Source organism: Candidatus Polarisedimenticolia bacterium, assembly GCA_036004685.1.
GTDB lineage: Bacteria > Acidobacteriota > Polarisedimenticolia > Gp22-AA2 > AA152 > DASYRE01.
Map to the genome: position 1 here is coordinate 29,958 of DASYRE010000050.1, position 25,750 is coordinate 55,707.

Here is a 25,750-nt window from a genome sequence, read left to right on the forward strand (position 1 = left end):
TGATTCTGCGTGTCGTCAAGTATACGGCATGGACTCGGCTTTGGTTCATCATCAGGCTGAAGCGGCGGAACAGGTGGGCGGTTGGTGATGGACAAGCGTCGGGAGAAGACGTGCGCCTTCGCCCGGCGCCACGCCGATTACCAGGCTGTGGCAGATTGGGTTATCGCCGGCCCTTCGAAAGCTCAGTTGGACGGCCGCTGAGGGTTCCTACTCGTAGCGCAGCGCGATCATCGGGTCGACACGGCTGGCGCGGCGCGCCGGCAGGTAGCAGGCGGCGGCCGCCACGGAGAGCATCAGCGCCGCGATGCCCGCGAAGGTGACCGGATCGGTCGCGCTCACCTGGTAGAGCAGGCTTTCCATCCAGCGCGTCAGCGCCAGCGCCAGTCCCAGCCCGAGCGCCGTCCCGGCCGCCGCGAGACGCAGTCCCTGTCGGAGGACCAGCTGGAGGATTTGCGGCTGGCGCGCTCCCAGGGCCATCCGGATGCCGATCTCCTGGGTTCGCCGGGTGACGGCGTACGACATCACCCCGTAGATGCCGACGGCGGCGAGAACGACGGCGAGCGCCGCGAACGAGGCGAGCAGGAGCAGCGTCCACCGCCGCGGCGCGAGCGTGTCGGAAAGCACCCGCTCCATGGGCGCGATGGTCACGGCGAGGTCCGGGTCCGCCTCCCGGACCGCGGCGCGCAGGGCAGGGGCGGCGGCCGGGACGTCGCCGCGCAGGCGGGCCAGGATCGAAGCCCGGCCCGACGGCACCTGCGCGAAGGGAAAGTACATCGTGGGGGGCTCGTCGCGCTCCAGGGAAAAGGTGCGCACGTTGCCGACGACGCCGACGACCTCCCGCCAGACGGTCCGGCCGATTCGCTTGCCGAGGGGATTCTCGTTCGGCCAGTACTGGCGCGCCATCGACTCGTTGATCAGGATCACCAGGGGAGCCTGCGCCGTGTCGCGGGAATCGAAGCCGCGTCCGCGGAGCAGCTTCACCCCGGCCACCCGCAGGTAGTCGGGGGTGATCGAGCTGAACCAGGCCGAGGGGCGGTGGCCGGGCGCCGGCTCGGGGCGGCCTTCGATGCGGAAGCTGGTGTCGGTGTTGTCGCCGCCGAAGGGCAGGTTGCTGATCGCCGCCGCTCCCGCGATGCCCGGCACGGCGGCCATCCGCTCCAGCAGGCCCGCGAAGAAGGCCTCGACTTGCGGGTTCTCCGGATATTTCGCGTCGGGAAGGGACAGGCTCAGGGAGAGCAGGCCTTCGGGCTTCAGCCCCGCATCGGTGCTGAGCAGCGAATGGAAGCTCTTCAGGAGAAGACCGGCTCCGACCAGCAGCATCAAGGAGAGCGCGACTTCGGCGACCACCAGCGTGTTCCGAGCCCTCGAGCGTGTCTCACCCGCCGCCAGGCTCCCTTCGCGCATCGAGGCGGCGAGGGCCGGTCGCGAGGCCTGCAGCGCGGGCGCCAGGCCGAACACCAGGCTCGTGCCCAGCGACAGCAGGAGCGTGAAGCCCAGCACCCGGAGATCGGGCGCCACGTCGAAGTAGGCGCCGAGATCAGCCGGCAGGCCGCTTCGCAGGAGATCAACTCCCCACATCGACAGCGCCAGCCCGGCGATCCCGCCGAGGACACCGAGGACGAGGTTCTCCGTCAGCAACTGCCGGACGATCCGGCCGCGCGAGGCGCCGAGCGCCCTGCGGATCGCCATTTCGCGGTGGCGTCCCGTCGCCTTGGACAGGAGGAGGTTCGCGACGTTGGCGCAGGCGATCAGCAGCACGAACCCGACGGCGGCCAAGAGCACCAGGAGTGGACGGCGCGCCTCGCGGGCGAAGTTCTCCCGCAGAGGAACGATCCGCGCTCCGATCCCGGTGTTGGTGTCGGGATACTGATCCGCCAGGCGGCGGGCGACGACGCTCATCTCGCTCTGGGCGCGCTCCAGCGTCACGCCCGGCTTCAGGCGTCCGACGATGCGGATCACCGCGTTGCCGCGCCCGGTTCTCGCGGCCTGCATCGGCGACCAGAGCTCCGCTCCGGGGACCACCGGAAACCGGAATCCCGCCGGCATCACTCCGATCACGGTGCAGGGTATTCCGTTCAGCGTCAGGCCGGCGCCGAGGATCCCCGGGCTTCCTCCGAAGCGGCGCTGCCAGAGGCCGTGGCTGAGCAGCACGGCGCGCGCCGCGTCCGGCACGTCCTCGGCGGGGAGAAAGTCGCGGCCCAGAGCGGGTGCGACGCCGAGCGTCGCCAGCATGCCGCGGGTGACGACCGCCCCCGTCAGCCGCTCGGGCTCGCCTTCCCCCGTCAGGGTGGGGGTCCACTCGTTCAGGGCGGCCATCGATTCGAAGCTCTTGCCCTGATCGCGCCAGTCGTAGAACGTGGCGGGATTCGTCCATTCGCGCTCGGGGCCGCCGCGCTTCGACCAGTCGTCCCAGATCATGACCAGACGGTCGGGGTGGGGATAGGGAAGCGGGCGGAGCAGCACGCCGTTGAGGATGCTGAACAGGGCGGTGTTCGCGCCGATCCCCAGGGCGAGCGTGAGAACGATCATCAGCGCGAATCCCGGCGACTTCCCAAGAACGCGCAGCGCGTGGCGGAGGTCCTGGATCATGGTTTCCACGTTCGATCTCCCGCGAGAGTGCGCCTGAAGGGATGGGCCTGAATGAGCGGCCCTGCCGCTGCAGGATGCGTGCCGTCCGAAGCGCGCGCTAAAAGTCTCATTTCAGGAAGCTTGGGCAGGTCCGGCCGGGACGGCGCGGCGTCCGGGCGTCCGGGGATGGGACGCGGCATCCCGAGAGCGGACAATTCTCGCCCCCCACCGCCCGGAGGCGCCGGGCGGCTCGCCGGGTCAGGGCCGCGAGGAAAGCAGCCAAAGTTTTTTTGCCGCTTCGCGGAAAGGGCCATCAACCGCCGGTTCCCGGAGCCGCATGACACGCGCGCCGCGAAGCCGCTATGATCCGGCGCCGTCTCCTTTCGGGACCGCCCCCGAGCTCCGGAGGACCCATGCCACCCTTGCGCACCACCCGCCTGCTGTTGCTGAGTCTTTGGATCGCATCCCCCCTCCGTGCGGCCGAGCCACCGCTGGCGCGCGTCCCGGCGGGCTGGGCGACCCCTGCCGAGGGGAGCGCTTATCGGACGACGCCTCGTTACGAGGAGACGATGGCCTATCTTCGGCGGCTCTCCAAGGCGGCGCCGAAGGAATTGAGACTACAGACGTTCGGCAAGACGGGCGAGGGCCGAGACCTCGTGGCCGCGGTGGCCTCGAAGAACGGCGTGTTCGACCCGGAGAAGCTGCACGCCGCGGGCCGCCCCATCGTCATGATCCAGAACGCCATCCACGCCGGGGAGATGGACGGCAAAGACGCGTGCCTGGCGCTTCTCCGCGACATGCTCGTCACCCGCGAACGGGCCGCCCTGCTGGACAAGGCGGTGGTCGTGATCCTCCCGATCTACAACGCCGACGGCCACGAGCGGTTCGGCCCTTTCAACCGCATCAACCAGAACGGGCCGGAGGAGATGGGATGGCGGACCCAGTCGCAGAATCTCAACCTCAACCGCGACTACATGAAGGCGGACGCGCCGGAGACGCGGGCGTTCCTGAGGCTCTGGAACCGCTGGCGGCCCGATTTCTTCGTGGACGACCACGTCACCGACGGAGCGGACTACGCGTACGACGTCACCTACTACCTCGAGACCGGCCCCGAAAGCTGGGCCGCCGCCGCCGATTGGCAAAGGAGCGTCGTGGCGCCGGCGCTGGAGGAAGGCGTCACCCGGGCGGGGCACGCCATCTCCCCGTTCATCGCGTTGAAGGATGACGCCGATCCGAGCAAGGGGCTGACGAGCTGGCCCTCCACCCCCCGCTTCTCCACCGGCTACGCGGCGTTGCGGAACCGGCCCGCGCTGCTCGTCGAGATGCACATGCTCAAGGATTACCGGACGCGCGTCACGGGGAATTATGAAATCCTGCGGGCTCTTCTGGAGCTGCTGAACCGGGACGCGGAGAAGCTCGTGAGAATGAACCGCGCCGCGGACGAGGCGATGATCGCCGCCGGCCGCGCCGGCGCCTGGGAGCCTTTCCCGATTCGCGTGGAACCGGGGGAGGAGACGAAGAAGATGCCCTATCGGGGGGCGCGCTACCGCCGCAGCCTCAGCGAAGTTTCCGGCTCGATGCGAATCGAGTATCTGCCGGAGACCGAGGAGACGGAGATTCCCCGTCCCACCGTCCTCAAGGTCAGCCGCTCCGTCCGCCCGCCCGCCGCCTACCTCGTCCCGGCCCAATGGACGGCGGTCGTCGAGGTGCTCGAAGCCCACGGCTTGAGGCTGCGCCGGCTCGCCTCCCCCTGGACGGGCGAAGTCGAGACCTACCGCTGCGAGGGGATGAAGTGGCTGGATCATCCCTACGAGGGACGGCAGGTGCTCTTCGCGCCGCCGGAGAGCCGGACCGGGCAGGCGCAGGAGGGATGCTCCCCCGTGAAGGAGACTCTGTCCTTCCCGCCCGGGTCGGTCCTCGTCCCTTTGGACCAGCCCGCCGCCAAAGTGGCGATCCACTTCCTGGAGCCGGAGGCGCCCGATTCGGCGGTGTCCTGGGGGTTCTTCAACGCCGTCTTCGAGCAGAAAGAGTACGCCGAGGCGTACGTGATGGAGAAGCTGGCGCGCGAGATGCTGGAGAAAGACCCGGCGCTGAGGACGGCGTTCGAGGCGAAGCTGGCCGAGGACAAGGAATTCGCCGCAAGTCCCGAAGCCCGTCTCGCCTTCTTCTACCGCCGTTCTCCCTGGTGGGACCGGCGGTTCGGACTCTATCCGGTGGCCCGCCTGGAGAGCGTCGACCGCCTCCCGCTGGCGGCCGCGAAGTAGGACCTCAAGGAAAAGCGTCCGGCCGGGCGCCCTCCGCGATCATCTCGGAGAGCTCCCGATCGTATTCCGGCGCGAGACGGGACCAGGCGAAGCGCATCACGGCCCGGCGACCGCCGTCCGGATCCCCCTCCCAGAGATTGCCGGCGTCGAGGCGCCGCGCGAGAAGCTCGAGGGCCCCGGCCAGGTCGCCGGCCCCCCCGGGGTAGAGGAAGCGTCCTCTCGCCTCCTCCCCGGCGTCCTGGAGGATCTCGGGATAGGCGAGCCGATCGGGCAGCATCGGATACGCGCCGGCGGCGATCGCCTCGGCCACGCCGATCCCGAAGAAATCGTGCTCCGCGGTCGATACCACGACGTCCGCCTCGAGCAGCGCCGCCCGGTACTCCGTCCGCTCCAGGTATCCCCATCGAAGAACCCGGTCGGCGAAGCGACCGCGCCCCCGGTCCAAGGCGGGATCGATCGGGGAGGCGTTGCCGCCGCCGAGGACGGCGATTCGGAAGTCGACGTTCCTCGCCGCGAGGCGCTCGAGCGCCTCGAAGAAGACGCCGGGCCGCTTCTCGCGCTCCCAGCGCGCCGCCCAGAGGATCCGCAGCGGGCCCGGCTGCCGCCGCGCCCCGCGGGCCGGGAAGGAATCGATCCCGGGAGGGCGGATCCGGGACTTCTCGCGGATGCGCTCCACCGCGCCGGGACAACGGTGATCCGGCATCCGGCGCAGCAGCGCCTGCAGCCCGGCGAGAAAGGACTCGAGGTGGAAGGCGGAATTGAACCAGACGCGATCCGCCGCCAGGGCCGCGTTCATGTTCGAGAAGCCGAAGTGATGGTCCCGCTCCTGATCGTACTCGACGGGATAGGTGATCTGGTTCTCATGGAAATAGAGCAGGGCCGGCAGGCTGCGGACGGACCGCGGCGCGAGACCGCGGAATTCGGCCAGGTTCAGCATGTCGGAAGCGACGAGGAGGTCCCAGCTCGCGGCGTCCCCCAGGCCGGCGACCTGGCGGGCCATCGTGTAGGGGGCGTGGCGCATGCGCCACTTCCACTTCGTGGCCGGCAGGGTTCGGAGCGTCCAGAGGTGGCGGCTGCGCGCCGCCCAATCGTCCAGGAAGGCGCGGTGGCTGCCGCCGTAATAGGGCTCCAGGGCCAGGATGTTCATCGAAAAACAGCGCCTCCGGCTCGGAGAAGGGAACTCCCCGAGGCATTTCATCCGGACTTTGCGTATAATTCAAGTATCCTCGAATCAGGGGTCGCGAACGATGGGCCTTTTTGACCGGCGCCGCAACGTGCCGGAGTGGAAACATGATGATCCGGCCGTGCGGCGAGCAGCGGTGGCCGACTTGAACGACCCGGCCCTGCTTGCCGAGGTGGCGCGGACCGACGGCGACGAGCGGGTGCGCGAAGAAGCCGTCGGAGTCCTCCACGGCCTGGCGCTGGAGGGGGATCTCGACACCGCCTGGGCGGCGCTGGAGGGCCTCGTCGAGCGGCGGCATCTCGTTTCGGTCGCCCGTTCTTCCGTGAACGAGGCGGTCAGCCGCGAGGCCCTGGAGAGGCTGCAGGATCCGAGGGCCTTGGGTAGCGTGGCCCGACACGGCCGCCACGTCGGCGTCTGCCTGGCGGCGCTCCGGGGAATCGCCGACGCCGCGGAGCTGGCTTCGGTGGCCCGCAAGAGCGACCACTCCGAGGTCGCCCTCGCGGCGCTGGATCGGATCGCCTCCCTCGACCCTTCCTCCCACGAGGGCACCTCGCTCGAAGACATCCTGGCTCCGGTCGCCGAGCGGGCGAAAGACAAACAGGCCGCCAAGAAGGCGCGCGCCATGCTGGCCTCCGGCCGGACGGAGCGCGCCGCGGAATCGTCCCGCCCGGGCACCGACCGGCGCCGGCAAATCGAGATCTGCGGAAGGATGGAGGAGCTCGCGCAGTCGGAGGGGTCGAGCAGCCTCGCGGCCGGGATTGCCGAAGTACGGGAAGCCTGGATCGATCTCCTTCCCGACGTCGACGACGATGTCGCCGAGCGCTTTCAACAGGCGCTCCACGCCGCGCGGGAGCGGCTGGTCCGGAACCAGACGGAGCTCGAGGAGCGGCGCAAGCGCGAGCAGGCCGAGGAGGAGTTCGCCGCCCGGAACATCGCGCCGCGGCGGGCCCTGTGCGAAAAGCTCGAACAAGCCCTCCCGCCGCAGGCCGAAGAGGCGCTCCGCGAGGCCCGCTTCGAATGGGATCGTCTCGGCTTCCTGGCGACCGAGGAGGGCGAGGCGCTGCAGCGGCGCTTCGACGCCGCGGCGAGCGCCTGCGAATCCCGCCTGGGCGCGTGGCGATCGGAGCAAACGGCGGAGAAGGTGCAGCAAGAGAAGGAAGAGGCGCGCCGGCAGAAGGAGCAGCGCAGCGAGGAGAACCGGCAGAGACTGTCGGGTCTCGTCGCGGAGGGGGAAAGGCTGGCCCGCGCCGAGAAACCTTCCCTCAAGGCGCTGACCCGCGCCATGAAGCAGATCCAGTCTGCCCTGGACGAGCCCGGCCCGCTCGCCTCGCGCTCCGAGCAGTCCGCCCTCGAGAAGCGGATCAAGGCGATCCAGGCCGATCTCATGCCGAAGTTCCTCGAGGCGAAGAACCGCGAGGACTGGGAGCGCTGGGCCAATACCGGCGTCCAGGAGGATCTCTGCGCGCAGGCGGAAGCGTTGCGCGGGCTCGACTCGCCGCTGGAGGCGGCCCGCCGGTTCGCGCCGCTCCAGGAGCAATGGAACAAGGCGAGCCGCGCGTCCGGAGACCGGGCCCAGGACATCTGGACGCGCTTCAAGGCGATCCGGGACGCGATCCGGACCCGCGAAGAGGAGTTCCGGCAGGAGCAGTATTCCAAGAAAGAGGCGCTGTGCGCCAAGGCGGAGGCGCTCGCGGAGTCGACCGACTGGATCAAGACGGCCACGGAGCTCCAGGCCCTGCAGTCGGAATGGAAGACCCTGGGACCCTCGCGGCCTTCCCGGGACCGGGCGATTTGGGAGCGTTTCCGCAAGGCCTGCGACACTTTCTTCACCCGCCGCAAGGAGAACCTGAAGCAGCGCCGGCACGAGATGGCCGCGAACCGGGAAGCGAAGCTGTCGCTGTGCGCCCAGGCCGAGGCGCAGGCCGATTCGTCCGACTGGCAGGCGACGGCCGCGGCCCTCAAGAAGCTGCAAGCCGACTGGAAGGCGATCGGGCCGGTCAGCCGCAGGGAGTCCGAGCTTCTCTGGCAGCGATTCCGCGCGGCGTGCGATCGGTTCTTCGAGCGCTACAAGCGGCGCGGCGACATCGAAAAAGCGGCCCGGACGGCCGAGCTCGAGGCCCTCATCGCGGAGCTCGAAGCGCACCTTCCCGGAGGAGAGCGCGCGCCGGCCGGCCCTCCCGAGGGGCTTCAGCATCTCCTGAGCTCCGCTGTGGATCGCTGGAAGCAGGCGAGCGTCCCGCCCCGGGAGAGGACCGCCGAGCTGGAGGATCGCTTCCGCGACGCCCTGGATCGCCTCGTGCTCGCCTATCCCGAGTCGGTGCGCGGCTCGGCGTGGGACGTGAGCGAAAACGTCCGGAAGCTGGAGGAGCTCTGCGGGCGCGTGGAGAAGCTCGCGACGCCGGGCCTGCCGGCCGTGGAAAGCGGCGCGTCGCCGGCCGAGCGGCTGGCGGCCCATTGGGTGGACGCCATGGCCGCCAACACGATTGGCGGAGGTGCGAAGAAGGACGAGTCGAAATCCCGGGCGGCCGCCGAGGAGGCCCGGAGTGCCCAGGCGCTCTGGCAGCGGGCCGGCTACGTCCCCGCCAGGCTTCGGGCCGATCTCACGGCCCGCTTCGAGCAGGCCTGCCGCCGCATTCTGGGAGACGCCGAGCCGAAGCGTCCCGCGGAGGCCGCCCGCCGCACGGGAGATCCAGCGCGCCGGCCGGCGCGCCGCCCCGAGACGGCCGCCGCCCCGGGCTCGGAGCCGGAGGCCCCGCCTACTTCAGCGGCACCAGAGGACGAGGACGCACCGGCGGCGCAGGGAGGAGAACCGGGGGGTTCTTCGCGATTCTCTCCAGGAGATCCTTGATCGCGTAATCGAGCTGCACGTCCTTGCCGTGCAGGAATCCGTCGGGCCCAAGGTCAAGCTGAACGTCGGGATCGACGCCGTGACCTTCGATCATCCAGTCCTTTCCGCGCGGATCCCACCCTCCGAATTCGGGCTGCGTCGTGACCCCGCCGTCCCGGAATTTCTTGTCGCCGCGAAACCCGACCCATCCCCCCCAGGTCCGGGTGCCGATCACCGGCCCCAGCTTGAAGTCCTTGAATTCCTGCGCCAGCGTCTCGCAATCGCTGCCGCCCTGGCGGTTGATCAAGACCGCCATCGCCCGGTTGGAGGTGCGATCTGGGGTCGTCGCGATACCGCCGTAGCGGCTGCCTCCGACCGAAAGGAGCTTCCGGTCGAGATGGGCGACGATCATCGGCGCCACGAATCCTCCGTGGTTCCACCGGTCGTCGATGATCAGCCCCTCCTTCCTCCATTGCGGCGGGTAGTCGCGGGCGAACTGCCGGAGCCCCATGCCCCCCATGTCGTAGAGGTGAAGGTACCCGATCTTCCCGTGACTCATCTTGTCCACGTACTCGCGGTTCTCCCGGATCCATGTGGCGTAGCGGATCGGGATGTCGTTCGGAACGGGCTTGACGACGATCCGCCTCGCCCCCTGCAGCTTCGGCGCGTCGTTCACCGATAATTCCACTTCCACGCCGGCGCGGTTCGCCAGCCGCCGCAGGTAGTCCTCCCCCTTGACCAGTGGCTTCCCGTCGATGGCGACGAGCCACGTCCCCGCCCGGACCTTGAGGTCCGGCCGGGCGAGCGGGGAGGAAGTTCCCGGAGTCGGATAGTCGCCGTCGTAGATCTTGGCGATCCGCCAGAACCCGGTCGCCGGATCGTAGTCGAGGTCGGCGCCCAGCAATCCGGTCCCCACCGTCTTCCCGCGGTGCAGGTCGCCTCCCCAATGGTAGGCGTGGCCGACGCTCAGCTCGCCGAGCATCTCCCCGAGCAGGTCCTCCAGATCGTCGCGCGAGGCCATCCGATCGGCCAGCGTCCCGTATTGTTTCCAGACGCCCTCCCAATCGACGCCGTGCATCCGGGAATCGTAGAAAAAGTCCCTCTGGAGCCTCCAGGCCTCCCGGAGCATCTGCTGCCACTCCTGGCGCGGGTTGATGCGGACCGTCCAGCCCTCGAGGTCGATGCGGTTGCTTTCGCTGTCGGGGTCGTCGGGATCGGGCTTCGGGGCGGTGGCCGCTCCCGCCTCGACCCTGAAGAAGCCCGCTTTCGTGCGATAGACCAGGACCTCGCCGTTGCCGGAGACGTCGTATCCCAGGACCTTGGAGGCCAGCGTCGTCGCTTTCTCCTTCTCCAGGTCGTAGGTCTTGAGATCGGCGGGCTGCTCGTCGTCATCGTCGTCCTCGCCCTCGGGCGGCATCATCCCCTGGGTCTCGAAGCTCAGATAATGGAGCTTCCCTTCCACGGCGCGCAGGGCGTCATAGGCTCCGGGCGCCACCGGGACTTCCGCGACGCGGCCGGCGATCCCCTCGAAGTCGATCCGGATGGGCGACGCCGCTTTCTCTTTCGCCTTCCCCTTCTTCGAATCCTGCTTTTCCTTCTTCTTGGAGGCGTCGGAGTCGTCCTTCTTCTCCTCGGCAGGGGTCAGGTCGCTGCGCGGCGCGAATGGGAGCTTGCCGTCAGTCTGCAGCGCGACCACCACGGGCAGGGAGGATTTGCTGATGATGAAGCGGGCCTCGAGCCGGTCGAGGTAGGGATTGATGAAGCGATCGGCGAGGAAGTAGAGGTATTGGCCTTCCGGATCCCACGCGGGGGAATAGGCATTGAACATCGGGTCGCTGATCTCATGGCTCTTGCGCGTCTGGCTGTCCCAGATCTTCACTTGATTCAGGCCGTTCTCCAGGAGGACCGCGTAGGCGAGGTAGCGGCTGTCGGGAGACCAGTCGTAAGAGCGGATCTCCCATTGCCCGCGGTCCACGACGATCGGCGTCCCGCCCGTCGACTCGGAGACCTGGAGGCGGCACTTCTCGTCGCCCCAGGCGAGCTTGCGGCCATCCGGGGACCAGGCGGGCGGATAGTGCCAGCCGGGCTCGACGCGGCCGACCTGCCGGGGCTCCGCGCCGTTGTCCGAGGCGTGCAGAAGAAGCTGCTCCTCCCCCTTCACCTCGGTCCATGCCGCGATCGTCTTCCCGTCGGGAGCGAAGGCGGGGAACTTGGTGCGGGCGAGGCTGTCCTCGGTGACGCGGCGGATGAGACCCTTCTTCTTCGTGCGGGTGACGAACAAATCGCCCCGCGTCTCCAGGACGATGCGCTCTCCGTCCCGCGACAGACCCCAGGATTCGAGCGTGGCCATCGGATCCGCGAAGCGCTCGCGCACCTGAAGGCGGTCGCTCGGCAGCTGAACGGAGACCTGGGAGTTCTTTCCCGAGGCCAGGTCGTACGACCAGAGATCCATCTTGTGCTGATAGACGATCCGGCCGTCTCCGAGCGAAGGCCACCGGACGTCGTAGTCGTCGAACGTGGTCAGGCGCTTCACGTCGGAGCCGTCGGGCTTCATCGAAGCGAGGTTGGGGCGCCCCCAGCGATCGGTGAGGAAGTAGATCCGGCCGTCGTCCGCCCACATCGGATAGGCGTCCTTGCCGTCGTATTTCGTGACCTCGGTGAAGGCGAGCGGCTCGACGGTGCCGATGTAGATCTGCTCCGCCTGCCCCCCCTTGTAACGCTTCCAGTTGTGGAACTCGAGCCCGAACTTCTGCATGGCGATGCGGCGGCCCTTCGGCTCGAAGCTGAGCCAGGCGGCCGGTTCCAGGGGGATCATCCGCGGGATTCCGCCCTCCGCGGGCACGGCGTAGACCCGGAAATCGGAATGGGGATGGTCCCGCCGGCTGCGGAAGAGGATCTTGCCGTCGTTCGTCCAGCCGAGCGCCTGGTCGGGCATCGGGTGGAAGGTCAGGCGGCGGGGCTCGCCGCCGGCGGAGGACATCACGTAGACGTCGTCGTTACCTTCGTATTGCGCGGTGAAGGCGATCAGCTTGCCGTCGGGAGAGAGGTGAGGGAATTTCTCCTCGCCTTCGTAGGCGGTGAGGCGCGTCGCGATCCCTCCTCCCGCCGGGATCTTCCACAGATCGCCCTCGGAGGCGAAGACGATGATGCCGCCTCCCTGGCTCGGATAGCGATAGAAGCCGTCCACGGGGACGTCCGCCCCGCGCGCGGGCGAGGCCTGGGGCATAAGGATGAAAAGGAGCAGCGAAGCGACGGCGAAGATACGGAGCGGGGGGGGAGCGATCACGTGTCCTCCGGTTGGAAATGCCGGCATTCTATCCGAGGCGGGAGAGTTGTGAAAGTGGGGTTGGCGTCCGGGATTCCACGCCACGCGCGGAGACGCGTCACCGCCACGCGCCGCGCCGGGCCCGTCGGGCTCGGCGCGGCGAGGAGGAGAGTGCTCTTTGGGGGAGGCTAGCTCTTCTTGACTTTCTGGAGGTTGGCCAGGATCTGATCGATACGGCGGCTGTCCGCGGGCGTCGGGTGGTTTTTCTGCATCTCGAGCAGCTCGGCCTCGATCCGATCGAGCTCTTCGAGGGCGGCCCGGGCGCTCGCGGTGGTGTCGGCGCCGGTCAATCCGGCGCTGCGGCTCGCCTGATAGTAATCATGGGTCGCGCTGACGAACTCTCCCTCGAGACGGGCGAGGTTCCTGCCCTCGGCGGAGAGCGGGGTGGTCGGGATGAGAGCCGCCTCTCCCGTCGTGATCCAGTTGAAGGCGATCAGGCCCAAAAGCCCGGCGAACACTCCGATGAGGACCTTTTTGCTCATGGTGTCTCCCGTCATGGACTCTTCTCTACGATCCTCCGGGAAACGTAGGGCGGGGGCGCGGCTTGGGCAAGGCGATCACGAATTTGTAGCCCATCTGGCAGGAATCGGTGGAACACTCCACCGCGCGACACGTTCCTCACGCGATGCCGAGAGCAATCAGCAGGCGCCAAAGTAGGCTGACTGAGCTGCTAAAACTCCTGACACTCCACGCCTGGTCGTACGAAGCGGCAAGTCTCTTCTTTCGTTTTTGAGCGGGCGCCGCGCCTTATCGGACGAAAGAACCAGGGGTTCCACAACCGTCGGGTTGACGCAATCCTCGCTATCGGATCCCCAAACCGGGCTTATAATTCCCACCCGTTCAAAAGCCGAATGCCTGGAATACGTCAAAGGGTTGTGGACGACATGCGCCCGCTCAGCCTGCGCAAACAGATGGATGCCCAGGGTTGAGGCGCGGCCGGCGGAGGGTCATGACACTCAGACACCCCAGTTCCCCCACGGGCGCCTTGCTGCGCGCCGTCCTGCTTATCGCCATCGCGACGGCGAATGCCGTCGCCACCGGGTGCTCCTCAGCCTCCTGGGGATCGCCTGCCTCCCGCGGCGGCCAGATCGCCGTGGCCGGGCTCGGGGAGCGCGTCACCGTCCGGCGCGACGGACGAGGCATTCCGTACATCGAAGCGGCGAGCGAGCACGACCTCTTCTTCGCTCAGGGATTCGTTACGGCGGCCGACCGGCTCTGGCAGATGGATCTGCTGCGCCGCACCGCGCGGGGCGAGCTCGCCGAGGTGCTGGGCGATGCCGTTCTCGAGCAGGACGCGCAGGCGCGCGTGTTCGGGTTCGGCATGCTCGCCGACGGGCTCGTCGCCCGCGTTCCTCCTCGCATGCAAGAGGCCCTGGCGGCCTACGCCGAGGGCGTCAACGCCTGGATCGCGGCGCACGGCGACGCCGGTCTGCCGCTGGAGTTCCACCTCCTCGGCTACCAACCGAAACCGTGGCGGCCCGCGGATTCGCTCGTGATCGGCAAGCTGTTCGCCCTCGACCTGAGCTATTCATGGCCTCTGGACCTCTTGCGGGCCTCGTTTGCCGACCTTCCGGAGGACCGGCGGGCGGCGCTCTTCCCCGAGGATTCGCCGCTGGACGTCGTGCTCCTGGGAGGGGACGCGCCTTCCCCGGGCGGGACGGCAAAGCCTGCCTCGTCGGCCGCGCTGCCGCGGGGGGCGCTCCTCGGTGCACGCGTGTCGCAGGCGGTCGTCCGGCGCGCCCTCGACCGCGTCGGTCTTTTTGCCGAGATGGCCGCGATGAGCAACAGCTGGGTCGTGGGGGGCGCGCGCTCCGTCACCGGCAAGCCGCTCCTGGCCAACGATCCACATCTTTCCCCGTCGGCCCCCTCCCTCTGGTATCTCACGCATCTGAGCGGGCCGGGGTTTCATGCCGCGGGCGTCACGGCACCGGGCGCGGTGGGCATCCTCATCGGGCACAACGACCGAATCGCCTGGGGGGTGACGAACCTCATGGCCGACGTCCAGGACCTCTACGCCGAGAGCCTCGATGCCGCGGGCAAGTACCCGACGCCTGCAGGGCCGCGCGCCGCGCAGGTGCGCAAGGAACGAATCCTGGTGCGGGGCGACAAGCCGGAGGCGGCGGCCCGGGTCGTCGAGCGCGACGTGATTCTCACGCGCCACGGCCCGGTGGTGCTGGAGGCGGCCGGCAAGCGGTTCGCTTTGCGGTGGACGGCGCTCGATCCCGACGCGTGCGAGCTGGCGGCCTTCTTCGGCCTCGACACGGCCTCGGATTGGAAGGAATTCACGGCCGCGCTGCAGAGCTTCGCCGGCCCTCCGCTGAACTTCGTCTACGCCGATGCCTCGGGACACATCGGCTACTACGCCGCCGGGCGCATCCCCATGCGGGTGTCGGGTGACGGGACGGTCCCTGCCTCCGGGGCGACGGACGCCGGCGAATGGTCCGGCTACGTCCCCTTGGGGGATCTGCCCCATCTCCTCGACCCGCCCTCCGGCTCCATCGTGACGGCCAACAACCGGGTCGTCGGTCGCGGCTATCCGCATCTGATCACACGGGCGTGGGGGGTCCCCTACCGCGCGCACCGAATCTCGGAGCTCCTGGCTTCGAAGCCCAAGCTCTCCGCAGCCGACTTCCAGACGATCCAGGCGGACACCTACGCCTACGCCGATGCGATCTTCGCCCGGGCAGTCGTCGAGGTTGCCAAGGCCCAGACCCCCTCCACTCCGGAATGGGCGGCGATGGTGAAGGCGTTCAACGAGTGGGATGGGCGCGCCAGCGCCGACTCGCGCGTGCTTCCCCTCGCCGCCGCCATGCGCCGCGCCTTCGCGCAGAAGCTTTTCACCGCCGCCCTGGGAGCCGATCGGGTGAAGGATTACGACTGGCCGAATCGGGATACCGTGATCGACACCCTCGTGACGAAACGGCCGGCCGGCTGGCTCCCGAAGGAGTTTTCCTCCTACGCCGATCTTCTGCTCGCTTGCTGGAAGGAGGCGCGGGCGGACCTCGCCCGCCGCGCCGGCGCCGACGAGACCCTGTGGACCTGGGGGCGCGTGGGCCGCCCGGTCCTCTTCCCGCACCCCCTGGGCGAGCTCCCCCAGGCGGGGACCCGATTCTCCATCGACCCTCTGCCCAAAGCCACGGAGGGTAGCAGTGAGACGGTGAACGCCGGCATGTTCGTGTCCATGCGATTTGTCGCGGACCTCTCCGACTGGGACCGCTCGCGCCAGGGGATCGCCCTGGGAGAGTCCGGCGACCCCTCGAGTCCCCACTGGAAAGACCAGCTCGCGGACTGGCGCTCGGTGAACACGCGGCCTTTCCCGTTCTCACGCGAGGCCGTGGCCCGGGCGGCGGTCGAGACCCAGGTTCTCGTTCCGCTTGGCAAGAGGACGGAAGGCGGGGATGCCCCCGCGCCGCCGAAGCCTCGGTGATTTCCGGCCCCGGGCGAGGACCGCGTAGACAGGACGTGGCCACGCATCTCCGGATCGCAGCCGCGCTCACCCTGTCGGCAGTCGCGACGGCGGCGCGTGCGGCGGGTGGCCAGGAGCCGGCCGCACCGGAACCCTGGCGAGTCGACGCGCCGGCGGTCGAAAGGATTCCGACCCTTGACGGGATCCTCTCGCCGGGTGAATGGGACGGCGCGGCCGGCTTCGAGCTTGGCGCCCAGATCGACCCGGGCGACAACACTCAACCCAGCGAGCGGACCCAGGTCTTCATGATGCTCACGGCTGAGACCCTGTACGTCGCTTTTTACGCCCATGACCGCGATCCGGCCGCGGTGCGGGCGCGCGTCGCGCGCCGTGACGACCTCTTCGTGGATGACTACGTCGGAATCTACCTCGACACCTACAATGACCGGCAGCGCGCCTACGCGCTCTTCTTCAACCCGCTGGGGGTCCAGGCCGACGGGATCTACACCGAGACGTCGGCGGGCGTGGCGAGCCGGCACTATGAGGACTCGGTGGATCTGAGCTGGGATGGGCTCTTCGAGTCGAAGGGCTCGGTGGTCGAGGACGGTTACATCGTCGAGGTGGCGATTCCGTTCAAGACGCTGCGCTTCGCCTCCGGCGAGGGGCAGCTGTGGGGCCTGCACGTGCAGCGCTGGATCGCGCGCCGGGCCGAACGCGACTCCTGGACGCCGGTGCGGCGGGACATCTCGGGCCTGCTCGTGCAGATGGGAAGTCTCGGAGGGCTCGACGACGTCTTTAGCGGCCGCACGCTGGATCTGATCCCGACGGTCACTCTCTCCCGCTCCGGCGAGCGCCTCGAAGAAGACGGGCTGCATTACGTGAACCGGCTTGATCCCGGGCTCACGGCGAACTGGGCGATCGCGCCGCACCTGGTCCTGAGCGCGGCGGCCAATCCCGACTTCTCCCAGGTGGAGTCGGATGTCCCTCAGATCGTGGTCAACCAGCGCTTCCCGCTCTTCTATCCCGAGAAGCGGCCGTTTTTCCTCGAGGGCGCCGAGGTGTTCCTGCCCGCCCAGCCGTCCGGCGCCGCCATCGTGATGGTCGATACGCGCACCATCGTGGACCCCGATTGGGGCGTGAAGCTCAGCGGGAAGCTCGGTCGTACGGCGCTGGGGCTGCTGGCGGCCTCCGATGCCGCGCCGGGCCTCCGCGTGGCGCGAGGCGATCCCGCTTACGGTCACAATGCCCAGTTCACCCTCGCACGCTTGCGCTGGGACGTGGGGGAGGGCTCCGCGGTCGGCGGCTTCGTGAACGACTGGCGGTTCGCCGACGCCTCGAACACCGTCATCGAGAGTGACGGGAGTTTCCGGCTTTCCGATTCCGCCACCCTCGCCTACCAGGTGGGCGGGACCCGCTCACGCGACGCACTGGGGGTGACCACCAGTTCCGGCTTCTCCCTCGCCCGGCTGACGTATGACGGTCAGCACCTGAAGGCCATCCTCTCGGACAAGTTCATCGGCGACGGATACCGGAATGAGGCCGGCTTCACCCGCCGGACGGGCATTCGCAGCGACCTCGGGCGCCTCGCCTACGACTTTCGGCCCGAGGACCAGACCCGGCTCGTCGCCCTCCAGCCTTACGCCATAGCCAATTACCAGCGCACGAGCGAGGGCTTCCTCGACGAGAGCTATTTCGGCGGGGGGCTCGACGCCGTGTTTCCGGACGGCCTTTCGGCGAGCTTCTTCACGGTGGTCGAGCGGGAGTATTTCGGCGGCGCGAAGCTCGTGTACCGATTCTATCAGGCCGGCGTCGAGGTCGAGCGATTCAAGCGGGTCCTGTTCTCAACCTACCTGCAGGTCGGGGGCGCGGTGAACTACGATCCGGTGCGACCGGTCGTCGGGGACCAGCTTCAGATCTCAGCCGACGTGACGGTGAAGCCCAACGACCGCCTCTCATCGGAGTTCCTCTACCTGAAGGCCCGTCTGACCGATTCACGGACCGGCGAACGTTTCTACGACCAGGACATCTACCGCAACCGTACCGTCTTCCAGTTCACGAGGAACACCGCGGCGCGCTCGATCGTCGAGTACGATTCGTATCTGCGGCGGCTTTCCAGCAGCCTGCTCTACAGCTATACGCCGCACCCGAACACGGCGATCTATGTCGGGTACGGCGAGGTCGGCTTCAATGACTATGACCCCTTCGCCGGCGCTCCCGCGTCTGGCTATCTCCCTGTCCAGCGCACCGCCTTCGTGAAGCTGTCCTACAATTACCGGCTGGGAACGCCCCTCCGCCATCAATCCGAAGCCCGCGCCGCCGCGATTAGCCGACCCTCCCGGCGACAGTTCTGAGACACCCTCCTTCCCTTAGGGGTTCGGTGTCGTGCCGGGTGTCAATAGCGAGTGAATGCGGCAGCTGTTTCCGGAAGTCGTGTCGCGCGCCGATCGCCTGGTCGCCGACAGCCTTCCGCAGTGCCTCCGGTTCGGGGAGATCCACCACGCCGTCGCCGCCGGGGTCCTGGCGCCGGAGGAAGTCGACGCGGAGCTGGGGGAGATCACGGCCGGTCTCAAGCCGGGACGGCAGGGCGTTCTGGAGATCACCCTCTGCGATCCGTACCCCGGCCCCGTCAGAGGACTGGGCCCCGCCACTCGCAAATGACGAGGGGGTAGGGGAGAAGGGTGGAATCGGCCGTCCTCATTCGCCGAGGATCTTCACCAGGACGCGCTTCTTGCGGCGGCCGTCGAACTCGCCGTAGAAGATTTGCTCCCAGGGGCCGAAATCGAGCTTGCCGTCGGTGATCGCGACGACCACCTCGCGTCCCATGATCTGCCGCTTGAGATGGGCGTCGGCGTTGTCTTCCCCGGTCCGGTTGTGCCGGTACCGATCGACCGGGGCGTGCGGAGCCAGCTCTTCGAGCCACTCCTCGTAATCCTGGTGCAGCCCGCTCTCGTCGTCGTTGATGAACACGGAGGCGGTGATGTGCATGGCGTTGACCAGGACGAGGCCGTTGCGGATGCCGCTTTCGGCGAGACAGTCCCGGACGACTTCGGTGATCCGGACCATCCCGCGCCGGCCGGGAACGTTGAACCACAGCTCCTTGCGATAATGTCTCATTCCCTTCTCCGAGGCGGACGATCCGGCCTTTCCGGATCGGACGCCGGTGAGGATAACAGAACCGCCGGCGAGGCGGCGGGACGGCTTCCCTCTTGTAATCGGAGGAAGCCGTCGATAGTCTTGGGCCCATGCGACCCGAGCTTCCCGTGCTGTCGGAAGACGACATAGCCAGGCTGCTGGATCCCGCCTCGTGCCGGGAAGCGGTGGAGGCGGCTTTCACCGCTTACGCCACCGGCCGGGCGATCCTCCCCGGCGTGATCCACCTCAACCTTCCCGGCGCCGCGGAAGTCCACGTGAAGGCGGGCTTCGTGAAGGGCGGGAAGTTCTGGGCCGTCAAGGTCGCCTCCGCCTTTCCGGAGAACCGGAGCCGGAATCTGCCGGCCAACGGCGGGCTCGTTCTCGTTTTCGACGCCGTCACGGGCGCGCCGGTGGCGCTGCTGCTGGACAACGGCCTCATCACCGACCTGCGCACCGGCGCCGCGGGTGCGGTGGCGGCCGCCCACCTTTCCCGGCGAGATTCCCGCGTGGTCGGCGTGGTGGGATGCGGCACGCAGGCGCGGCGACAGCTCGAGGCCCTCGCCCTCGTCCGGCCGTTCCGGGAAGCGCGAATCTGGGGACGGGACCCGGATCGGGCCAGGGCCTGCGCCCAGGAGATGGCGGCGCATCCTGGAATGCGCGAGCTGGCGCGCTTCACCGCGGCCGGTTCGGTGCGCCAGGCGGTGGAGGGGGCCGACATCGTCCTGACGGTCACCGCCAGCAGGGAGCCGCTGGTCCGGGCCGAGTGGCTCGGTCCCGGAGTCCACGTGACGGCCGTCGGTTCCGACGATCCCGGCAAACGAGAGCTTTTCCCGGACGTCCTGTCGCGCGCCGATCGCTTGGTGGCCGACAGCCTTTCGCAGTGCCTCCGGTTCGGGGAGATCCACCACGCCGTCGCCGCCGGGGTCCTGACGCCGGAGGAGGTCGACGCGGAGCTGGGGGAGATCACAGCGGGTCTCAAGCCCGGGCGGCAGAACGACCTGGAGATCACCCTCTGCGATCTGACCGGGCTCGGGGTCCAGGACGTCGCGGCGGCGGAGCTGGTGATGCGCCGCGCCGCGGCGCCGGAATAAAAACCGGGGAACTTCCTGCCTCCGGAATCCGTCTCCAGTGTTGCGTCTCGGAAATAACGTTAACATCGAGGCCGTCCAGCCGGGATGGATCGACGGCCGAATTAAAAGGGGTTTGGACCCGACAGCGGGAACCCGCCGCGGGTCAACCCCCTCATGGAACGGGATTTCGGAGACGCGACACTGACGAAGCCGAAATCCACAGGAGGCGACGATCATGAAGAAGCTATGGGCAGGCGCAGTCATCCTGGGCTTGGCGGCGGGCGCCTCGGCCTGGGCGGCGCCGGCGGAGCGCTGGCTGCACGTCCGGGTCGAGGAAGGACGCGACGGGGGGGAGACGGTGCACGTCAACGTGCCGCTCACCCTGGCGGAGAAGGTCCTGCCGGCGATTCAGGTCGACCGGTTCCAGAATGGCAAGGTCCGGCTGGATCAGGGCGACATGAAGAAGGTCGATCTCCGGGCCATCCTGGAGGCGGTCCGGGACACCCGCGACGGCGAATTCGTCACCGTTCAGAAAGGGAAAGACGACGTCCGGGTGGCCAAGGAGAAGGGCAGGCTCGTGGTGAAGGTTCGCGAAGGGAAGGCCAAGGGAGGCACGAAAGTCGACGTTCAGGTCCCGATGGACGTCGTGGAGGCACTCCTTTCGGGCGGCAGCGAGGAGCTCGACGTCGCGGCCGCCATCCGCGCGCTGGGCCGGCACGGCGACGAGGTCTTCGTCACCGTTCACGACGAAGGCAGCAACGTCCGGATCTGGGTCGATTCCCAGAATATCTCGGAATAGAGGACGCCATGAGGAACAACCAGAAGGGAGTGACCCTCCTGTCGGGAGCCGTGGGCATGGCGGGGGCGGGGCTCGTCCTGGCCGGCGGACTGGTCTACAACGCGGGCTCGGTGAGGGTTTCCGTCCTGGAGAAACACCCGGGGGGCGATTCGATCCGGGTCATCGTCCCGGCGGCGACCGTGCCGCTGGCGATGGCCTTCGTCCCTGACCGGGCGTTGCGCCACGTCCCTCCCGAGGCGAGCAGATATTTCCGGCGCTCCAGGCCGCCGCCGAGGAGCTGAGGAGCCTGCCGGACTGCGTCCTGGTGAAAGTCCACGACGCGGAGGAGGACGTGAGCGTCGCCGTGCGCGACGGCATGCTGGTCATCGACGTCGACTCCGATGACGAGGAAGTCCACGTGCAGGTGCCCCTGGGCGCCGTCGAATCGGTCTTGTCGCGGATCGCCTCGGCGAACGAAACCTGAGCCACCCCCCCTTCCCATCCTTGGACTCTCCCCGCCGGGTTGCGGCCCGGCGGGGGTTCCATCCGAGCCTTCCCCCGCATTTGACATAACCCCCGCCCGGGTATAAACAGACCCTCACTTACTCTTCGGGGGTGGGCCAACATGACGATCAAGAATGCCTCGATCCTGGCTGCGTGCCTGATCCTGTCGTGGTCGACGCCTCTGTTCGCGGACGGCGGAGAGAAGGGGGACATCGAAATCGGGCTCTATACCGGCATGGGGTGGCTGGATGACTACAACTTGGCGAATCCCAAGGACGATATCCTGTTCGGCGGCCGGGTCGGACGATTTCTGACCTCCCACTGGGGATTGGAAGGGTCCTTCCAGCGCCTCGACACCCAGACCGACTTCGATCCTGCCCTGGCCCTGCCCAACGTCGACGTCGACCTTGACGCCTTTCGGCTGAACGTGCTCTACAACTTCATGGAAGGGAGCAAGGTCCGCCCGTTCGTCACCGGCGGGATCGGCTGGGAGCGCTTCGACGCCGGAAGCTTCGGGGACCGGCACGACTTCGGCTTCAATGCCGGCGGCGGGGTGCGCTGGTTCTTCACCGATCGGTTCGGCCTGCGGCTCGACGGCCGGTTCGTCTCGACCGCGCACGGCGGCAACATCGACGCGCGCGAGAACAACGTCGAAGGCCAGGTCGGCGTCATGTGGGCCTTCGGGCCGAGAGGCGCGCCGAAGCAGGCCGCGGACGGCGACGGGGACGGCGTCCCGGACAAGAAGGACAAATGCCCCGACACTCCGGCCGGAGCGAAGGTCGACGAGCGAGGGTGCCCTTCGGACGCGGACGGCGACGGGGTGTTCGACGGCATCGATCAATGCCCGAACACGGAGAAGGGATGGCCGGTCGATGCCAAGGGATGCCCCAACGACGCCGACGGCGACGGAGTGCCCGACGCGAAGGACAAGTGCGCCGATACTCCGGCGGGAGCCAAGGTCGACGACCAAGGCTGTCCGACCGACGCCGACGGCGACGGAGTCTTCGACGGCCTGGACCGCTGCCCCGACACGCCGGCGGGGGTGAAGGTTGATGCGAGCGGCTGCCCGAGAGACAGCGACGGAGACGGCGTGGACGACGCCCGGGACAAGTGTCCCGACACGCCCGCCGGGACTCCGGTCGACGCCGACGGATGCCCCCAGGCTCCCAAGGCCGCGCCGCTGTTCGAGGAGGGGCGCAAGGAGCTGGTCCTGCAAGGGGTGAACTTCGAGACCAACAAGGCGGTCCTCACCCCCGACTCCCTGGCGGTGCTCGACCGGGTCGCTGCTTCCCTGCGCGATTGGCCGGAAATCCGGGTCGAGATCGGCGGGCACACCGATTCCCAGGGCGCCACCGCCTACAATCTCAAGCTCTCCGACAGCCGGGCCAAGGCGGTGCGGGATTATCTGGTGGGCAAGGGGATTGACGGCTCGCGCATGACGGCGAAGGGATACGGAGAGTCGAAGCCGATCGCCGACAACAACACCAAGGAAGGGCGCGCGCAGAACCGCCGGGTCGAGCTGACCCGCCTCGACTAAGGTTTTTTCCCCACGAGCCAGCACGCGAGAGCCCCGGCCCGCCGCCGGGGCTTTTGCTTGGCGCGCCGCCTCGACACGGCGCGGGCGGCGTCGCGCCTTGACGGGAAGCGGCGGCCTGGTTGTACAATCGGCGGCGAGACCATTTCCTACTCTATTCAGGAGGCCCGGTCATGAGTCGGAAGGCAGCGCTGTTCACCGTCCTGATCCTTGGCGCCGTGGGGCTGACGTGGCTCGCGGTCGCCGCGCCCGCCGCGGAAGGGACCGACAAGAAGCCGTGGAAGATCACCGGCCAGCTGGAAGAGGCCTGCTCCTGCAGCGCGGCCTGTCCCTGCTGGTTCGGATCGAAGCCGACCAAGATGACCTGCGGCGGCGGCCAGTTCCTGTTCATCCAGAAGGGGAGCTACGGCGGCACCTCGCTGGACGGCCTGGCGATCGGCAACATGGTGCAAAGCCCCGAGGGCAAGGGAATGATGGACTCGTTCGGCAAGTGGAATTTCAGCTATCTCTACATCGACGAAAAGGCCAGCCCGGAGCAGCGCAAGGCGCTTGAAGCCATCGGATCGACCGTTCTGCCGCTGGCCGCCTCCGACAAGAAGGAGACTCGGGTCGTCCCGATCCTCCGCACCGTCGAAGGCAAGGAGCACAAGATCAGCCTCGGCCAATACGGCAAGTTCTCCGGCCACCTGATCGAGGGTGGGATGGGCGGCTCGGCGAAGATCGTCAATCCTCCCGGCGCCGATCCTCTCCACAAGGAATACGAGCAGGGGGAAACGACCTCTTTGACGTACAACGATGCCGGAGAGAACTGGTCCTTCCAGGGCTCCAACTACATGTACGGCACGTTCGAGCTGGACAACGTCATGTACGAGAAGTACGTGGCGGGCCTGGCCCAGAAGGCGGCGGCCAAGAAGTAAAGGCGGGCTCAGGTTCCCCGGCGCTGGAGCAGGTGATCAAAATAGATCCACAGGATGCGTGAGAAGCGGAAAAGCCAGGGGGAGAGCAGAGCCAGGAGAAGCAGCGCGCCGCCGTACGCCCAGTACTCGGGGCGGCCCCGGAAGACCCGGAGCAGCGCCAGGGTCAGAAGCGCGCAGGCCGGTGCCGCAAGGGCGTAGCTGAAGTACATGGCGCCGACGAAGTAGCCCGGCTCCCGCTCGAAAACATAGCCGCACCTCGGGCACGACGCGGGCATGGCCGTCCGCGTCCTGAAGATCGGCTCGAGCCGGCAGCCCGGACAGCGCTGGCGAAGCAACGCTCCGATCAGGCTTCCGGCGCGGCTCACCGGCCGTTCGCGTCGCGCAGCGAGGAAGGAGGGTGGGCGCGGATCGCGACCGAAGCCCCGGTCCGGGGGTGCCGGAAGCGCAGGAGCCGCGCGTGCAGGAGGTAGCCGAGGTTCCCCGGCAGGGCGGCGTGATCCTCCTTCGGCAGGCCGCCGGAGGCGTACAGGGGATCGCCGGCTAGAGGATGGCCCGCGAACGCCAGGTGAATCCGCACCTGATGCGGCCTTCCGGTGACGATCTCCACCTCCACCAGCGTCGTGCGCTCACGCCGCTCCAGCACCGTGACGCGGCTGATCGATGCCTTCCCCCGGCGCTCGGCCGCGTGCACTGATCCAAGGATCGGATAGGGGACCCGCCCGATCCCCGCCTCCACGACGAACCGATCCTCCTTCGGCTCCCCGTCGACCACGGCCCGGTAGACCTTGCGGACCTCGCCCCGCCTCCACGCCTCCGACAGGCGCCGCGCGGCCTCCCGCGTCCGGCTGAACAGGACGAGGCCGGTGGTGCCCCGCCCCAGACGATGCAGCGGCGAAGCCTCGGGATGAAGGCGGCGAACCCGCCGCAGGAGGGTGTTCTCCAGGTAGCCGCCGCCCGGCAGCGTCGGCAGCCCCGAAGGCTTCAGCACGGCGAGCAGCTCCGCGTCCCGATACAGGACGGCGAAGGCGCACGGCGCGGCGGGCTCGCGCCATGGGGGGCGCTTCCAGAGCAGGATCTGGCCCGGGCGCAGGATCGCCCGCGGCCCGGCCGGCGCTCCGTCGAGCAGGATCTCGCCGCGCGCCGCGCGCGCTTCCCAGAGCTCGGTCGAGGAGTGCCGGTAGCGCTCCCCGAGGTAGGCGGCCAGAAAGCGGCCGGTCGCGGCGCTTCCCAGCTCCTCGCGATAGACGAACCCGGAATTGCTTCCGCTTTCCTCGATCAACGGCTTGGCTTGCGCCGAGGACCCGCTTTTCCCCGAGCCTCCTCGAACGGCTGGCGCTGGAGGATCTCGAGCCAGAGCCTCTTCCAGGTCGTCCATCGATGCCCGCCCGTAACTCGCAGGACCCGCGCCGGCGGCAGCGCTTCGGCGAGCAGATGGAGCGTGGGGGCCATCGGCTCGCTATTGCTGTAGCCGAGATAGAGGACGGGACCGGCCTGCTTGCTCGCCGTGAGACGGTGCAGCGTGCCCCAGTTGTCCTCGACGAAGCGCTCGAACGTTTTCGGCGGCTGCGTCACCGCCGGCTTCCAGCGCCGCAGGCCGCCCGCGTCGCGAATAGGCTCCGCCAACTCCTTGGGCCCCAGGTAGGGGCTCAGCAGGACGACTCCCGCGAGCGTTTCCGGATGCTCGCGCAGGAAGCCCAGGGCGCCGCTTCCTCCGAGGGAGATCCCGACGAGCCAGATCCTGCGGTATCCGGAGACGCGCGCCGGGCGCACGACGTCCTCCCACAGCCGCTCGACGAAGCTCCCATCCTGGTAGTAGCCCCAGTGCAGGTCCACCTCGACCAGGTCGGCTTCGAGCCCGCCCTCGCGTGCCGTGTACACGAAGCCCTCCCGCTCGAAGTCCCCACCGTGCGATTTCATCCCGGGGAGGAAGACGACGAGCGTGCGGCTGCGACTTGGCGGGCGGAAGGTATAGCGTATCGAGGGAACTGGAACGACTGTGGGCCGGGGGTGGAAGCACCCGGCGAGCAGCGCGGTGAGCGCCAGGGCCAGGCATGCGCTCCGCGCGGCCCTCTTGCGCGGCGAGCCCGAGCCAATCCGATCGCCTTCCCCAGTCTGCATGCGTCCTCCCGTGAAATCGACGAAGGGTTGCGCGAAGAGGCAGCCTAGCGCCGTGCCCGGCCCCCGTCAAGGCGGCTCCGCGGCTTTCCTTGCACCCTCACTTGCGGTAGATTATCGGCGCCCG

General features: G+C 68.4%; 19 protein-coding genes. 11 read left to right on the top strand and 8 right to left on the bottom strand.

The genetic code is table 11. The annotated features are described in order from the left end of the window. Window positions 1-207: 207 nt before the first annotated feature. On the bottom strand, window positions 208-2,589 hold the full coding sequence (locus VGR67_13530) for an ABC transporter permease (protein ID HEV8337432.1): 2,382 nt from the start codon (window positions 2,587-2,589) through the stop codon (window positions 208-210). Between the two features lie 392 nt (window positions 2,590-2,981). Here VGR67_13530 and VGR67_13535 point away from each other — a divergent pair, with 392 nt between their 5' ends. Continuing rightward, window positions 2,982-4,832: a M14 family metallopeptidase gene (locus VGR67_13535; GenBank protein HEV8337433.1), complete on the top strand. Its 1,851-nt coding sequence runs from the start codon at window positions 2,982-2,984 to the stop codon at window positions 4,830-4,832. Between the two features lie 4 nt (window positions 4,833-4,836). Here the strand turns inward: VGR67_13535 and VGR67_13540 are convergent, their stop codons facing one another. Next, window positions 4,837-5,979, bottom strand: a complete 1,143-nt coding sequence (locus tag VGR67_13540) for a DUF3524 domain-containing protein (protein HEV8337434.1) — start codon at window positions 5,977-5,979, stop codon at window positions 4,837-4,839. Between the two features lie 172 nt (window positions 5,980-6,151). On the opposite strand from VGR67_13540, the gene VGR67_13545 reads away from it, so the two are divergent. Further along, the gene (locus VGR67_13545; GenBank protein ID HEV8337435.1) at window positions 6,152-8,863 is read left to right on the top strand and encodes a DUF349 domain-containing protein; all 2,712 of its coding nucleotides are present in this window, start codon (window positions 6,152-6,154) and stop codon (window positions 8,861-8,863) included. On the opposite strand, the gene VGR67_13550 is transcribed toward VGR67_13545, so the two are convergent. Both VGR67_13550 and VGR67_13555 read right to left on the bottom strand, forming a co-directional pair. Continuing rightward, entirely contained in the window at window positions 8,772-12,128 is a 3,357-nt protein-coding gene (locus VGR67_13550; GenBank protein HEV8337436.1) for a PDZ domain-containing protein, read from the bottom strand. The two genes, VGR67_13545 and VGR67_13550, sit on opposite strands and share 92 nt — an antisense overlap. A gap of 167 nt (window positions 12,129-12,295) precedes the next feature. Next, window positions 12,296-12,649, bottom strand: coding sequence for a hypothetical protein (locus VGR67_13555; GenBank protein HEV8337437.1), 354 nt, complete (start codon window positions 12,647-12,649; stop codon window positions 12,296-12,298). 467 nt (window positions 12,650-13,116) lie between these two features. On the opposite strand from VGR67_13555, the gene VGR67_13560 reads away from it, so the two are divergent. The 3 genes from VGR67_13560 to VGR67_13570 are packed head-to-tail and all read left to right on the top strand — an operon-like array spanning window position 13,117 to window position 18,231. Then, complete coding sequence (locus VGR67_13560; protein HEV8337438.1) at window positions 13,117-15,594, top strand: penicillin acylase family protein; 2,478 nt, start codon at window positions 13,117-13,119, stop codon at window positions 15,592-15,594. 35 nt (window positions 15,595-15,629) lie between these two features. Further along, window positions 15,630-17,924 (top strand): sugar-binding protein, encoded by a 2,295-nt coding sequence (locus VGR67_13565; protein HEV8337439.1) that lies wholly within the window; start codon window positions 15,630-15,632, stop codon window positions 17,922-17,924. A gap of 55 nt (window positions 17,925-17,979) precedes the next feature. Next, complete coding sequence (locus tag VGR67_13570) at window positions 17,980-18,231, top strand: hypothetical protein (protein ID HEV8337440.1); 252 nt, start codon at window positions 17,980-17,982, stop codon at window positions 18,229-18,231. Window positions 18,232-18,267: 36 nt separating this feature from the next. On the opposite strand, the gene VGR67_13575 is transcribed toward VGR67_13570, so the two are convergent. Continuing rightward, complete coding sequence (locus tag VGR67_13575; GenBank protein HEV8337441.1) at window positions 18,268-18,687, bottom strand: secondary thiamine-phosphate synthase enzyme YjbQ; 420 nt, start codon at window positions 18,685-18,687, stop codon at window positions 18,268-18,270. A gap of 128 nt (window positions 18,688-18,815) precedes the next feature. On the opposite strand from VGR67_13575, the gene VGR67_13580 reads away from it, so the two are divergent. The 6 genes from VGR67_13580 to VGR67_13605 all read left to right on the top strand — a co-directional run bounded on the left by VGR67_13580 (window position 18,816) and on the right by VGR67_13605 (window position 23,508). Next, window positions 18,816-19,796, top strand: coding sequence for an ornithine cyclodeaminase family protein (locus tag VGR67_13580; GenBank protein HEV8337442.1), 981 nt, complete (start codon window positions 18,816-18,818; stop codon window positions 19,794-19,796). Window positions 19,797-20,010: 214 nt separating this feature from the next. Then, entirely contained in the window at window positions 20,011-20,574 is a 564-nt protein-coding gene (locus VGR67_13585) for a hypothetical protein (GenBank protein HEV8337443.1), read from the top strand. An 8-nt stretch (window positions 20,575-20,582) separates the two neighbouring features. Then, window positions 20,583-20,855, top strand: coding sequence for a hypothetical protein (locus VGR67_13590; protein ID HEV8337444.1), 273 nt, complete (start codon window positions 20,583-20,585; stop codon window positions 20,853-20,855). Window positions 20,856-20,878: 23 nt separating this feature from the next. After that, window positions 20,879-21,037, top strand: coding sequence for a hypothetical protein (locus VGR67_13595; protein HEV8337445.1), 159 nt, complete (start codon window positions 20,879-20,881; stop codon window positions 21,035-21,037). A gap of 141 nt (window positions 21,038-21,178) precedes the next feature. Beyond that, window positions 21,179-22,594, top strand: coding sequence for an OmpA family protein (locus tag VGR67_13600; protein HEV8337446.1), 1,416 nt, complete (start codon window positions 21,179-21,181; stop codon window positions 22,592-22,594). Window positions 22,595-22,764: 170 nt separating this feature from the next. Further along, window positions 22,765-23,508 (top strand): DUF1326 domain-containing protein, encoded by a 744-nt coding sequence (locus VGR67_13605; GenBank protein HEV8337447.1) that lies wholly within the window; start codon window positions 22,765-22,767, stop codon window positions 23,506-23,508. Window positions 23,509-23,516: 8 nt separating this feature from the next. On the opposite strand, the gene VGR67_13610 is transcribed toward VGR67_13605, so the two are convergent. From VGR67_13610 to VGR67_13620, 3 genes are read right to left on the bottom strand one after another with little or no spacing between them, the layout of a single operon-like run. Beyond that, entirely contained in the window at window positions 23,517-23,873 is a 357-nt protein-coding gene (locus VGR67_13610; GenBank protein HEV8337448.1) for a DUF983 domain-containing protein, read from the bottom strand. Next, window positions 23,870-24,787: an RluA family pseudouridine synthase gene (locus VGR67_13615; protein HEV8337449.1), complete on the bottom strand. Its 918-nt coding sequence runs from the start codon at window positions 24,785-24,787 to the stop codon at window positions 23,870-23,872. The genes VGR67_13610 and VGR67_13615 overlap by 4 nt, the downstream gene beginning before the upstream one ends. Beyond that, window positions 24,784-25,626, bottom strand: a complete 843-nt coding sequence (locus VGR67_13620) for an alpha/beta hydrolase (protein HEV8337450.1) — start codon at window positions 25,624-25,626, stop codon at window positions 24,784-24,786. The genes VGR67_13615 and VGR67_13620 overlap by 4 nt, the downstream gene beginning before the upstream one ends. Window positions 25,627-25,750: the final 124 nt, after the last annotated feature.